Genomic DNA, 12,337 nt, shown 5'->3' with positions numbered 1-12,337 from the left:
GCGTGGCCGGCGTTGCGCACATGGAAGGCATCGTCAAACCCTTACGCTGGGACGAATGGCCGGCGGCCGCCACCGAATCTTTCGTGCGTTCCGCTCGGAGGCCAGCGAGGATCTCGTGCTCAACAAGAATGTGTTCGTCGAGAACGTGCTGCCAGAAATCCATCCTGCGCCCTTGAGCGAGGAGGAGATGGACGCCTACCGCGCGCCGTTTCGCTGAGATTGGTGAAGGTCGCCGGCCGACGCTCACTGGCCGCGCCAGATCCGGCTCGGCAATCAGCCCGCCGACGTGTGCGCGCTGGTCGATGCCTATAGCGCCTATCTCAAGACCGCGACCATGCCCAAGCTTTCATACGCGGCGAGCCGGGGCATGATCACCCGAACGGCGCGCCGGCCGAGGTCGCGCGCGCGCGGCTCCCAACACCACCGAGGTGGCGTCAGGGCCTGCAATTCCTGCAGGAAGATTCGGCCGACGACATGGCGGATGCGCTGCGTGAGCTGGATCAAGAGCTACAGGCCTCATTGTGCCTTCTCAATCACCATGGATCTCCGCCACTCTCATAGCCTTGAACACCGCGGCCAGCCGCAAGGTGGTGGTCAGTTTCAGGCGAAGGGGCGGTGGCGCACGCCTATCCCAGCCTGCCGGCGGCGGTGTACGCTTCGCCGCAGATGATCATGCTGATGGAAATGGCCTGCGCCGATGCCATCGCGCCGCTATTTGCCCGGCCAGCTGGGTCTCGGTCGGCACCGCGTGTCGACGTCAAGCACCTCGCGGCCACGCCGGTCGGCATGACGGTCACCGCCTCCGGCGCGTGTCATCGAAGTGAGCGCGCGCAGCCTGTGCATCGCGGTGAGCGCCCATGACGGCATGGACCTGATAGGCGAAGGTTTTCACGTGCGCGCGCCGGTCGCCCTCGAACGTTTCGGCGAGGAAGGAGTGGCGCGCAAGACCGCCAGAAGCTCGGGTACGCCCATGGGCCAGCATCGCGAAGTCGCGGGACGTAATCACCACGCGCAGCCTGCGCCAGATGAAAATCGACGGCGGTCGCCAGCCTCACCGCCTACGACGCGCGTCCTTCGCGCGCGTGCTCGACGAAGCCGGCATGGACTTCATCCTGGTCGGTGACTCGGTGGGCATGGTGGTGCGGGGGCACACCGCACCATTCCCGTCACCATGGACGAAATGGTCTATCACACGCGGCTCGTTTCACGCGGCATCAAGCGTGCGCTGCTGATGGCCGACATGCCGTTCATGAGGCTATGCCTCGGGCGAGGCGTGCCTGCGCAACGCCGCGCGCGGCTCGTGAAGGAGGGCGGCGCTGGAAATGGTCAAGCTCGAGTGGGGCGAGCTCAGAAATCGATATGGTCGCGCGTCTCACCGAATGTCGGCATTCCCGGTGTGCGCGCATCTCGGTCTCACGCCGCAGGCGGTACACAAGTCCGGCGGCTACCGCGTGCGGGGCCGTGAAGAAGCGGCGGCGCGCAAGATGAAGGAAGACGCGCTGGCGCTCGAGCAGGCGGGCGCCGACGTTGCTGCTCGAATGCGTGCCGACCGCGCTCGCCGCCGAGATCACTCGCGGCCGCCTCGGTGCCGGTGATCGGCATCGGCGCCGGGCCGCGGGTGGATGGCCAGATCCTGGTGCTGTACGACATCCTCGATATCGCGCCCGGCAAGCGCACGCGTTCCAAGAACACATGGTCGGCGCCGACTCCATCCACGTCGCCATCCAGGAACTACGTGCGCGAAGTGAGGCCGTGAGCTTCCCCGCCGCCGAGCACGCGTTCACCTGAGCGCGATGATGGATCCCGCTCACGCGCCTGGTCCAGGGGCTGGCCCTCGAACGTGCCCGGAAGAAGTCTACTTTCGCGGCGCGGTCGGCACACGCACTTGAAGCGCGTCTATGGCGGCAAGGTGCTGGGCGAAGCGATCAAGGCCGCGCAGTCGGTTAAGATGACGGTCGCGACGTGCATTCCATCCATTGCTATTTCCTGCGCGGAAGCCGGTTCCCAGAATCCGGTCATCTACGAGGTTGAACGCAGCCGCGATGGTCGTGCGTTGGCCGCGCGGCGCGTGACCGCTATTCAATACGGGCGGCCGATCTTCACGCTCGAGGCTTCGTTCCAGGCGCGCGAGCAAGGGTATCGAATACCAGGCCCCGGCGCCGAGCGTGCCGCGACCGGAAGAACTTCGCGCGCGTGTCGTTCGACGAATTGAAATACGCAAGGCGCGTCGCCCAAGGTGCAGCGCATCGCCAACATCGCCGCGCCGTTCGAGCTGCGCCCCATCGACGCCTATTTCAGCGATCCGGCCAAGGGCAGCCGCCCTTGCGCAGGGTATGGCTGCGCACCGTTGCGCCGCTGCCCGATGAGCCGGACCTGCACCGCGCCATTCTGGCCTACCTGTCCGACTACGGACTCATCACTACGCTGCTCATGCCCCAGGGCCTGCGCGTGTTGACCGAGAACATCTTTCTCGCCAGCCTCGATCACGCCATGTGGTTCCATCGCCCCTTCAAGATGGACGAGTGGCTGCTCTACGTGTGCGAAGGCGTGACCTCGTCCGGCGCACGCGGGCTCGCTCGCGGCAGCTTCTACGATCTCGCCGGCCGCCTGGTGGTGTCGGTCGCCCAGGAAGGATTGATACGCGTCACCGCGAGCCTGCGGCGCGCGCCGCCCACGACAAGGACAAAATGCCATGAGTGAACTGCCTGCCTGCCCCGAGTGCCGCTCCGAATTCGCGTATCGTGATGCCGATCACCTGGTGTGCCCCGAATGCGGCCATGAATGGTCGCCCCATGCACCGGCCATCCCGCGGACTTTGCGAACCACGCCCGCGTCGCGCGGCGCGGCGCGTCATGATCCCGACCAATTCGCCGCGCTTCATGTCAAAGCTGTGACAGACGCCCAGAATGGGTGGGCGTGGGCGCGACGAGCGGCGGCCTCGAAATTGTTATAGTCCATCGCAGGTTGAAGGGCGGCGTAAAGCCGTTCGGAAACTGAAACGCGGCTCAGGAAGTTACCGCGCTGTGTTTGGATAGTGTTGATAAGGATGATGGATATGAAAGTTCTGGGTAAGTACTCGATGATCAGTGCACTGCTGGTGCTGCTGACCTTCAGCATGGGCCCCAGGCCCAGGTTGTGGACAGCGGTTTCAAGGTGGGAAGCTGGGCGGACAGCGGAAACATCACGCTGGCGGCCGGTGACTACACGCTTGAATTGCTGGCGGTGGCATTTCCGACCCGGCTGGTCCGTTCGTGTTCGGTCTGAAGGGTGCCTCGCGAGCCGCTCTACAAGGTGACTTTGGCCACCGAAGGGTTCGTCTCCCAGGTGTTCTCGCTGGCCGGCGGCACCTACCACTGGCTGGTCGGTGGCAATGGTGGCGATTTCGGCACCGGTTTCACCGCTTCGGTGAATGCCGCGCCGGTGCCGCTGCCGTCGTCGGTCATCATGATCGGTAGCGCGCTGGCCGCCATGGTCAGCATCGGTCGCCGCGGCGCAAGCCGTCGCGCCCGGGCGTAAGCGGTCAAGACTGACTTGCCCTTTCGATGCCGTCCGTCCGCGAGGATGGGCGGCATCGATTATCTCCCCGGGCCTAGCAGACCAGCCCCTCACATCCGGTAGCGCGCGGCGAACGCCTCGGCGCCCATCGGCCGTGCGAAGAAATAACCTTGCGCGAGTTCGCAGCCGAGCTTGCGCAATAAGCTCACCTGGCCGGCGGTCTCCACGCCTTCCGCCACCACCGTCAAGTTCAGCGCGCGGCCGAGGGCAATGATCGATTCCACCAGGTGCGCGTCGCTTTCGTTGCTTTCGATATCGCCAACGAAGGAACGATCAATCTTGAGCATCGTCACCGGCAGGCGCCTGAGGTAACCGAGCGCCGAATAGCCGGTGCCGAAGTCGTCGAGCGCGATGCCGATGCCGAGATCGCGAAAGTCACGCAGCACCGCGCCGACGCGCCGGTCTTCGTCGATCAACAGCGACTCGGTCATCTCGAATACCAGGCGCTCGGCGGGGAAGCCGGTTTCGGCCAGCACCCCGGCGACGAAATCACCGTCGAAGCCGCCCCACAGCTGGCGTCCGGACACGTTCACCGCCAGGCGTGGCAAGCCGCCGTCGCCGTGCCCGCACCAGGCCACGGCGGTGCGACAGGCGTGGCGCAGCGCCCACGCGCCGATATCGACGATGAGGCGGGTTTCCTCGGCGACCGGTATGAATTCGCCGGGTGACACCGCGCCGCGCGTCGGATGTCGCCAGCGCAACAGCGCTTCGGCGCCGGCCAGCGTGCCATCCTCCAGGCGCATGACGCTCTGGTACTCGAAATCGAATTCGTGGCGCGCCAGGGCCACGCGCAGGTCTTTCTCGAGCGCCACGAAATGCTCGGCGCGCGTCGTCATCTCGGCGGCGAAGAAACGGAAGGTATTGCGGCCACGCGCCTTGGCGCGGTACATGGCCATGTCGGCGTTACGCAGCAGCGTGTTGGGCATCGCCGCCATCGGCGGGGTAGAGCGTGATGCCGATGCTGGCGCCGGTATGCACCACCTGGTCGGCCAACACGAAGCTTTCGGTCAAGGCCCCGATCAGCGTTTCGGCGCAATGCGCGGCATTCATGGCATCGTCGATGTCGCGCATGATGACGGTGAATTCGTCGCCGCCGAAACGCGCCACCGTGTCACTCTGGCGCAGGCATTGAGTGAGACGCTCGCCGGCTTCGACCAGGAGCCTGTCTCCGACCTCGTGACCCAGCGTGTCGTTGACGTTCTTGAAACGGTCCAGATCGACGAACAGCAGCGCGAACTGGCGGCTGTCGCGCTGCGATTCGCTGATGGTCTGGCCGAGCTGGTTCGCGAAATTTTCGCGGTTGGGCAGCGCGGTCAAGGGATCGAAATAGGCGCGATAGCGGACATGTTCCTCGGCGGCGCGGATCTCGGTGACATCCGTGTACAGGCCCACCACGTAGCCGTCGGCGGTGTGGTATTCGGAGATCGACACCACGCGCCCGGCACGCGTGCGCACTTCCATTGCCCCGCCCGGCGCGCGATGCTGCGCGATGCGCCGGGCTATCCACTGTTCCGGATCGTCACCTTGGCCGACCACACCGAGCTTGGCCATGGTCCGGATCAGGGTTTCGAACGGCATGCCGATGTGCATGACCTCGGCCAGCGCCGGCAACAGCTTGGACAACTGCTGGTTGTAGACCTCAGCCTGTCGTCCTGGTCCCACAGCGCGAAGCCTTCGGCCAGCGCTCCGATGGCATTGATGAGGTCCTGGCGGCTGCGCCGCAAGGCCTGCTCGGAACGTTGCAGGGCATCGAGCGCATCGATCTGCTGGCGCAGGTGGCGGGCGCGCGATTGCAGCAGCGCCGCCAGCACCGCCGCCAAGGACAGCGCCGCGATGCGCAGCAGCCACAGGGCGGGGGCAATGTCGGCCAACCAGCCGCGGTGCGGTCGCGCCGCGATCACCCAACGCCCGATGGGCAGATTGACGACGGTGCGCACGGCGTCACGCGAGAACAGGGCGGCATCACCGTAAAACACCGGGTCGTGGGCGCCATCGGGAATGTCCTCGGCGCGCACCGCGATGGCGAGCGTGGCGGCGGCCTCGTCGAGCCCCACCACCTGGTAGAGCTTGTCGCGGTCGATGGCCGCCGCGACCATGCCCCAGATGGCCGGCGGGCCGCGCTTCTCCGGCAGCATCACCGGCTCGCGCGCCACGAATGCGCTGCCGCCCTGCACCAGTTCGACCGGCCCGGTGATCATCATGGTTCGCCGCAGGATGGTGTTGTTGACGGCTTCGCGCGCGGTGGGGATCTTGAGGTAGTCGGTGCCGAGCACCGCCTCGTTGCCGGGCCCAAGGGGTGCATGAAGCGGATGGTGAGATTGGGTGCGGCGGTGACGTGACGCAGCGCCGTCGGTTTGCGCAGCAGCTGCTCCACGTAGCTGGAAAATCCCGCTTGGTCGATGTCCGGCGAGGCGGCGATATGGGTGGCGAGAGCGCGTACCACGTAGAGGTCGCGGTAGATGAGCTTCTCGATGCGGGCGCGCACGCCGTTCAGGGTCGAGAGCGTGTGCTCCTGTTCGCGCCGGAGCTCGTGCTGACGGATGAGTTCTTCGACCGAGAACTCGACCACCGCCACCACCACCAGGGTCAGTGCGATGACCAGGCCGCTGCTCGGCAATCTCATGCGCATCGCGGAACGCGGTCGGACGATGTCAGGGCGGCGGACTCGTGGTGGCCAAGGGCCTGTGAATGCTACAGCAAGCCCGCCAAAACGCGACCCGTGCGTGTGCCGACGTTCTCGGTGAGGGCCGGACCCGACCGGCTTCTACTTGCTTGTTGCAAACAAGTAAGCCTCCGGGGAATAATCGCGCCATGGCCGCCACCGTCAAACTCGATCAGAACGAACGCCGCACCCAGGCCGAGCGCACCGCCTTGTCGGACCAGCGCATGCTCGACGCGGCAGTGGCCCTGATCTGCGAGCGCGGCGCGGCCGGCACCACGCTCAAGGAAGTCGGTGAGCGCGCCGGTTACAGCCGCGGTCTCGCCAGCTATCGTTTCCGGAGCAAGGGCGGCCTGTCCGCTTTCATCATTCGCTCGATAGGCGAGTCGTGGCTGCGCGAACTGCGCCGCGTGGTGAAGGACAAGGTTGGCGTCGACGCCATCGCGGCCGCCACCGACGCGCACTTCCGCTTCATTGTCGAAGGCAGCGATCACATCCGCGCCTTCTACATGCTGTGGTTCGATTCGATTGGACCGACGCGGAAGTCAAACAGGTGGTGGCCAACATCCACGAACGGCGCCGCCGCGACGTCGCGGCCTGGATCCAGACCGGCATCGACGCCGGCCACATCGCGCCCGATGTCGATATCGCCGGTACCGCCGAGCAGTTCTGCGCCGCCATCATCGGCATCGTCTACCAGTGGCTGGTGACGCCCGACGCCCAGGACCATATCCAATTTCTGCACGAATCACTCAAGAGACAGACCGCGCTGGTGTTGAGTCCGGCGCGCGCGCAAACGGGGAGACCGACATGAACACCAGAGCCAAGGATTTCAGCGACAACGCGCCCGACAGCGTCGCCGCCACCACGCCCATGCGTTTCGTCACCGCCGCGTCGTTGTTCGACGGCCACGACGCCGCCATCAACGTCATGCGGCGCCTGATCCAGGGCGAAGGCGTGGAAGTGGTGCATCTCGGCCACAATCGCTCGGTGGCCGACGTGGTGCGCGCCGCCATCCAGGAAGACGCCGACGGCATCGCCATCAGCTCCTACCAGGGCGGGCATAACGAGTATTTCCGCTACATGGTCGACATGCTGCGCGAAGCCGGCGCCGGCCATATCCGCGTGTTCGGCGGCGGCGGCGGCACCATCACCCCGGAAGAAATCGATGTCCTGCAGAAGTACGGCGTCGAGCGCATCTACCATCCCCATGACGGCATGCGCATGGGCCTGCTCGGCATGATCACCGACCTCGTGCAGCGCACCGAGGCGGCGCGCGTGGCAAGCCGCGCACCGGAAGCCGCCAGCAGCGACAACTACCTGGCCGTCGCGCAGATGCTGTCGGCGCTCGAAGACGGCGTCATCGCCGGCAACAAGCTCGACACGCTGCGCAAGGAATGGCAGCTCGCCGGCAAGCACGTGCCGGTGATCGGCATCACCGGCACCGGCGGCGCCGGCAAGAGTTCGGTGACCGACGAGATCCTGTCACGCTTCTGCCAGTACTTCCCGGAGCGCAAGGTGGCGGTGCTGGCGGTCGACCCGACGCGGCGTCGCACCGGCGGCGCGCTGCTCGGCGATCGCATCCGCATGAACAGCCTGCGGCACGAAAATCTCTACATGCGCTCGATGGCGACCCGTCGCCAGCACCTCTCGACCAGCGCCATGCTCGGCGACTCGATTGCCTTCCTGAAGGCCGCCGGCTTCGGCCTCGTGATCGTCGAGACCGCCGGCATCGGCCAGAGCGACAGCGAAATCGTCGACCTGGTGGATTTGCCGATCTACGTCATGACCAGCGAGTTCGGCGCGCCCAGCCAGCTCGAGAAGATCGACATGATCGACTTCGCCGAGCTCGTCATCCTCAACAAGTTCGACAAGCGTGGCGCCGACGATGCGCTGCGCGACGTGCGCAAGCAGTGGAAGCGTAATCACAACCGCTTCGACATCGACGATGCCGACATCCCGGTCTACCCGACCATCGCCAGCCAGTTCAACGATCCGGGCCTGTCGTGGATGTTCGTCAACCTGTGCCAGCGCCTGGCCGAGAAGCTGTCGCTGGATGCCCAGGCCTGGGTACCGGTGCTCGACACCAGCCTGCGCGAACCGCGCGCCACGGTGCTGATCCCGGGCAGCCGCACACGTTACCTCGCCGAGATCGCCGAGCAGGGCCGCGGCATCAATGCCCAGGTCGAAACCCTGTGCGAGGCGGCCAACCGCGCGCAGCATGTGTACGAGGCGCTGAAGGCGCTGGAAGACAAGGAACTGCCGGAAGCGCTGTCGCCCTATGCGCAGAGCGCGCTCACGGTAAGCGGCGACCGCAGTCTCGCGACCCTGCGCCAACGCTACAACGCGGCGCTCGATGACCTCGGCGCCGAAGGTCGGCAACTGCTGCTCGACTGGCCGGCACGCCTGAAGGGCATCACCGCGCCCAAGTTCAGCTACGAAGTGCGCGGCAAGGCGATTGAAGGCGATAACTACCGCACCAGTCTCAGCCACCAGAAGATCCCGAAGATAGCGCCGCCCAAGTTCGACGGCTGGGGCGACCAACTGCGCTTCCTGATGCGCGAGAACCTGCCGGGCGCCTATCCCTATACCGGCGGCACCTTCCCTTATCGCCGTGAGGGTGAAGACCCGACCCGCATGTTTGCCGGCGAAGGCACGCCCGAGCGCACCAACCGCCGCTTCCATTACCTGTCGGCCGGCCAGCCGGCGGCGCGCCTGTCGACGGCCTTCGACTCGGTCACGCTGTACGGCGAAGATCCGCATGAGCGCCCCGACATCTTCGGCAAGGTCGGCAACTCCGGCGTGTCCATCGCCTCGGTCGACGATGCCAAGAAGCTCTACTCGGGCTTCGACCTGTGCGCGCCGACCACCTCGGTGTCGATGACCATCAACGGCCCGGCGCCCATCGTGCTGGCCTTCTTCATGAATGCCGCCATCGACCAGCAGGTCGAGAAGCATTTGAAGGACAGCGGCCAGTGGGCGGCGGCCGAGAAGAAGATCGCCAAGTATTTCGAAGGCCGCCAGCGGCCGGTATACAAGGGCGAACTGCCGGCCGGCAACAACGGCCTGGGCCTGGGCCTTTTGGGCATATCAGGCGACCAGGTGGTCGATGCCGAGACCTATGCCGCGATCAAGAAGCGCACGCTCGAATCGGTGCGCGGCACGGTGCAGGCCGACATCCTCAAGGAAGACCAGGCGCAGAACACCTGCGTGTTCTCCACCGAATTCGCCATGAAGATGATGGGCGACGTGCAGCAGTACTTCGTCGAGCACGCGGTGCGCAATTTCTACAGCGTGTCGATTTCCGGCTATCACATCGCCGAGGCCGGCGCGAACCCGATCTCGCAGCTCGCGTTCACGCTCTCCAACGGCTTCACCATCGTCGAGTACTACCTCGCGCGCGGCATGAAGATTGACGACTTCGCGCCCAACCTGTCGTTCTTCTTCTCCAACGGCATGGACCCGGAATACACCGTCATCGGCCGCGTGGCGCGGCGCATCTGGGCGCGCGCCATGCGTGAGCGCTACGGCGCCAGCCCGCGCAGCCAGCAGTTGAAGTACCACATCCAGACCTCGGGCCGCAGCCTGCATGCGCAGGAGATCAACTTCAACGACATCCGCACCACCCTGCAGGCGCTGTATGCCTTGTTCGACAACTGCAACAGCCTGCATACCAATGCCTACGACGAGGCCATCACCACGCCGACCGAAGACTCGGTGCGGCGCGCGGTCGCCATCCAGCTCATCATCAACCGCGAGCTGGGGCTCAACTTCTGCGAGAACCCGTGGCAGGGCTCGTTCATCGTCAACGAGTTGACGGATCTCGTCGAAGAGGCGGTATACAAGGAGTTCGAGGCTATTTCCGAGCGCGGCGGCGTGCTGGGCGCCATGGACACCATGTACCAGCGCAGCAAGATCCAGGAAGAGAGCCTCTACTACGAGCACAAGAAGCACGACGGCAGCCTGCCGCTGATCGGTGTCAACACCTTCCTGCCCAAGGCCGGCGAGGAAGACCAGGTGACGACCATCGAGCTCATGCGTTCGACCGACGACGAGAAGCGCGACCAGATAAGCTCGGTGCGCAACTTCCAGGCCATCCATGAAGGCGAGCGGGGCGCGCGCCTGGCGTCGCTGCAGACCGTGGCGCGGCGTCGCGACAACTGCTTCGCCGAACTCATGGAAACGGTGAAACACGCGTCGCTCGGCCAGATCTCGGGCGCCCTGTATCACGTCGGCGGCGAATATCGGCGCAACATGTAAGCGCCGCGCGGCGCGGGCGGGTTGACGGGTGACGCAGGTGGATAGCGATGCGCGGCTGGTGGATGCCCATGGCCAGCGACACACGCGAGCCGGGGGAGGCGCGCGCATCGTGTCGCTGGTGCCGAGCATCACCGAACTCCTGTTCGACATGGAGCTCGGCGCCGAGGTGGTGGGCCGCACCGGCTTCTGCATCCACCCGCGCGAGGCGCTGGGCGGCGTGCCCAAGCTCGGCGGCACCAAGGACGTCGACATCGACGCGCTGCTGGCGCTGGCGCCGACCCACGTCATCGTCAACATCGACGAGAACACGCGCGAGACCTTCGAGGCCCTGCGCGGGCGTGTGCCGCACGTGCTGGTCACCCATCCCAACGCGCCGGCTGACAACGTCGCGCTATATGAGCTCATCGGCACGGTGTTCAACCGCGAGCGCATCGCGGCGACGCTGGTCGAGAAGCTCACGCTCGCGATGGCGCGCCTGGCGCGCGCGGCGGCCGCGCAGCCATCGCGCCGCGTGCTGTACCTCATCTGGCGCGAGCCGTGGATGACGGTGGCGCAGGGCACCTATATTTCGAACATGCTGGCCTTGCTCGGCTGGCACACCGTGCCGATGCGCAGCGAGGTGCGCTACCCGGCACTGGCCAGCGAAAGTCTCGCGACGCTCGGCGCCGAGCTGTGTCTCTTGAGCAGCGAGCCCTACCCGTTTCGTGACAAGCACATCGCCGAACTGAAATCCTTGCTCGGCGCCGCCATCCCGGTGCGCTTGATCGACGGCGAGATGGTGTCCTGGTACGGCAGTCGCGCCATCGCCGGGCTCGACTACCTGGCCGATTACGCCGGCGCGCTCAGCGCCAGCGCCGCCTGAGCAGACGCCGTGGAATCGCCCTGCATCAACATCTGCATACTCGACGAGGAGCACGGCGTGTGCCGCGGCTGCTATCGCACGCTCGACGAAATCGGCGCGTGGAGTCAATACTCGGCCGAGCAGCGTCAACGCATCATGACGGCGCTGGACGTGCGCCGTGAACAGTATCAACAAGCACAACAAGACTCACACAGTGGGAGGTCCTCATGAATTTCGAAACCCTCAAGTTCGAGCGCGACGGTGCGGTCGCCATCATCACGCTCAATCGTCCGGACGCTGCCAACAGCCTCAACGTCAAGATGTCGGAAGAGCTGGTGAAGGTCGCCACCCACTGCGACTCCAACCCCGACATCCGCTGCGTGGTGTTCACCGGCGCCGGCAAGATGTTCTCCGCCGGCGGCGACCTGGTGAGTTTCTCCGCCCAGGGCGAGGCCATGGGCGAATACATGCGCTACGCGACCACCGGCCTGCATGCCGCCATTTCGCGCTTCACGCGCATGAATGCGCCGTTCCTGGTGGCGGTCAACGGTGTGGCGGCCGGCGCCGGTTTCAGCATGGCCATTACCGGCGACATGATCTTCGCCGCCGAATCGGCCAAGTTCACCATGGCCTACACCCGCGCCGGCGTCTCGCCGGACGGCAGCGCGAGCTATTTCCTGCCGCGCCTGGTCGGCCACGCCAAGGCCATGCAGCTCATCCTCATGAACGACCTGTTGAGTGCGAGCCAAGCCAAGGAATGGGGGCTGGTCAACGAAGTGGTGGCCGATGAGCAACTCATGCCGCGCGTGATGGAAGTCGCGCAGCAGCTCGCCAAGGGCGCGACCATGGCTTACGGCGAAGCCAAGCGTCTCATCGCCGACAGCTTCTCCAACACCATCGAGACGCAGATGGAAATGGAGACGCGCGCCATCTCCGGGCTGGTGCGCTACACCGAGGATGCACCCACCGCCATCCACGCCTTCGCCAACAAGCAGAAGGCCGAGTTCAAGGGGCGGTGATCA

16 protein-coding genes and 1 pseudogene are annotated in these 12,337 nt (G+C 65.6%); 10 read left to right on the top strand and 7 right to left on the bottom strand.

Going from position 1 to position 12,337, the window contains the following annotated elements:
* Positions 1-315: 315 nt before the first annotated feature.
* Both IPM80_03740 and IPM80_03735 read right to left on the bottom strand, forming a co-directional pair.
* The gene (locus IPM80_03740) at positions 316-504 is read right to left on the bottom strand and encodes a hypothetical protein (protein ID MBK8957548.1); all 189 of its coding nucleotides are present in this window, start codon (positions 502-504) and stop codon (positions 316-318) included.
* Between the two features lie 289 nt (positions 505-793).
* Positions 794-1,009, bottom strand: a complete 216-nt coding sequence (locus IPM80_03735) for a hypothetical protein (protein MBK8957547.1) — start codon at positions 1,007-1,009, stop codon at positions 794-796.
* 91 nt (positions 1,010-1,100) lie between these two features.
* Between IPM80_03735 and panB the strand changes: the two are divergent.
* The 4 genes and pseudogenes from panB (at position 1,101) to IPM80_03715 (ending at position 2,953) form a co-directional block, all read left to right on the top strand.
* Positions 1,101-1,756: pseudogene (gene panB / locus IPM80_03730) on the top strand (3-methyl-2-oxobutanoate hydroxymethyltransferase).
* A gap of 129 nt (positions 1,757-1,885) precedes the next feature.
* Entirely contained in the window at positions 1,886-2,212 is a 327-nt protein-coding gene (locus tag IPM80_03725; GenBank protein ID MBK8957546.1) for a thioesterase family protein, read from the top strand.
* Between the two features lie 110 nt (positions 2,213-2,322).
* Positions 2,323-2,700, top strand: coding sequence for a thioesterase family protein (locus IPM80_03720; protein MBK8957545.1), 378 nt, complete (start codon positions 2,323-2,325; stop codon positions 2,698-2,700).
* Positions 2,693-2,953 (top strand): hypothetical protein, encoded by a 261-nt coding sequence (locus IPM80_03715; GenBank protein MBK8957544.1) that lies wholly within the window; start codon positions 2,693-2,695, stop codon positions 2,951-2,953. Before IPM80_03720 ends, IPM80_03715 begins: the two co-directional genes overlap by 8 nt.
* On the opposite strand, the gene IPM80_03710 is transcribed toward IPM80_03715, so the two are convergent.
* Positions 2,878-3,117, bottom strand: coding sequence for a hypothetical protein (locus IPM80_03710; protein MBK8957543.1), 240 nt, complete (start codon positions 3,115-3,117; stop codon positions 2,878-2,880). The genes IPM80_03715 and IPM80_03710 overlap by 76 nt on opposite strands.
* 174 nt (positions 3,118-3,291) lie before the next feature.
* Here IPM80_03710 and IPM80_03705 point away from each other — a divergent pair, with 174 nt between their 5' ends.
* Positions 3,292-3,516 carry a hypothetical protein gene (locus IPM80_03705; protein ID MBK8957542.1) on the top strand — a complete coding sequence of 75 codons (225 nt, stop codon included), beginning with the start codon at positions 3,292-3,294 and terminating at the stop codon, positions 3,514-3,516.
* Positions 3,517-3,605: 89 nt separating this feature from the next.
* Here the strand turns inward: IPM80_03705 and IPM80_03700 are convergent, their stop codons facing one another.
* From IPM80_03700 to IPM80_03685, 4 genes are read right to left on the bottom strand one after another with little or no spacing between them, the layout of a single operon-like run.
* The gene (locus tag IPM80_03700) at positions 3,606-4,481 is read right to left on the bottom strand and encodes an EAL domain-containing protein (GenBank protein MBK8957541.1); all 876 of its coding nucleotides are present in this window, start codon (positions 4,479-4,481) and stop codon (positions 3,606-3,608) included.
* The gene (locus IPM80_03695; GenBank protein MBK8957540.1) at positions 4,459-5,217 is read right to left on the bottom strand and encodes a diguanylate cyclase; all 759 of its coding nucleotides are present in this window, start codon (positions 5,215-5,217) and stop codon (positions 4,459-4,461) included. The genes IPM80_03700 and IPM80_03695 overlap by 23 nt, the downstream gene beginning before the upstream one ends.
* A complete protein-coding gene (locus IPM80_03690) occupies positions 5,115-5,828 on the bottom strand; it encodes a CHASE domain-containing protein (protein MBK8957539.1) in 714 nt (237 codons plus the stop codon). The genes IPM80_03695 and IPM80_03690 overlap by 103 nt, the downstream gene beginning before the upstream one ends.
* Positions 5,753-6,178, bottom strand: coding sequence for a hypothetical protein (locus tag IPM80_03685; protein ID MBK8957538.1), 426 nt, complete (start codon positions 6,176-6,178; stop codon positions 5,753-5,755). The genes IPM80_03690 and IPM80_03685 overlap by 76 nt, the downstream gene beginning before the upstream one ends.
* A 188-nt stretch (positions 6,179-6,366) precedes the next feature.
* Between IPM80_03685 and IPM80_03680 the strand changes: the two genes are divergently transcribed.
* The 5 genes from IPM80_03680 (at position 6,367) to IPM80_03660 (ending at position 12,334) form a co-directional block, all read left to right on the top strand.
* A complete protein-coding gene (locus IPM80_03680; GenBank protein ID MBK8957537.1) occupies positions 6,367-6,924 on the top strand; it encodes a TetR/AcrR family transcriptional regulator in 558 nt (185 codons plus the stop codon).
* 163 nt (positions 6,925-7,087) lie between these two features.
* A complete protein-coding gene (locus tag IPM80_03675) occupies positions 7,088-10,474 on the top strand; it encodes a methylmalonyl-CoA mutase family protein (GenBank protein MBK8957536.1) in 3,387 nt (1,128 codons plus the stop codon).
* A 37-nt stretch (positions 10,475-10,511) separates the two neighbouring features.
* Positions 10,512-11,336 carry an ABC transporter substrate-binding protein gene (locus tag IPM80_03670; GenBank protein ID MBK8957535.1) on the top strand — a complete coding sequence of 275 codons (825 nt, stop codon included), beginning with the start codon at positions 10,512-10,514 and terminating at the stop codon, positions 11,334-11,336.
* A 9-nt stretch (positions 11,337-11,345) separates the two neighbouring features.
* Complete coding sequence (locus IPM80_03665; protein ID MBK8957534.1) at positions 11,346-11,546, top strand: DUF1289 domain-containing protein; 201 nt, start codon at positions 11,346-11,348, stop codon at positions 11,544-11,546.
* On the top strand, positions 11,543-12,334 hold the full coding sequence (locus tag IPM80_03660) for an enoyl-CoA hydratase/isomerase family protein (GenBank protein ID MBK8957533.1): 792 nt from the start codon (positions 11,543-11,545) through the stop codon (positions 12,332-12,334). The genes IPM80_03665 and IPM80_03660 overlap by 4 nt, the downstream gene beginning before the upstream one ends.
* Positions 12,335-12,337 lie beyond the last annotated feature (3 nt).

It is taken from the genome of Pseudomonadota bacterium (genome assembly GCA_016719885.1).
GTDB lineage: Bacteria > Pseudomonadota > Gammaproteobacteria.
The sequence above is the reverse complement of the archived record's forward strand: the minus strand, read 5'-3'. Positions and strand labels throughout refer to the sequence as shown.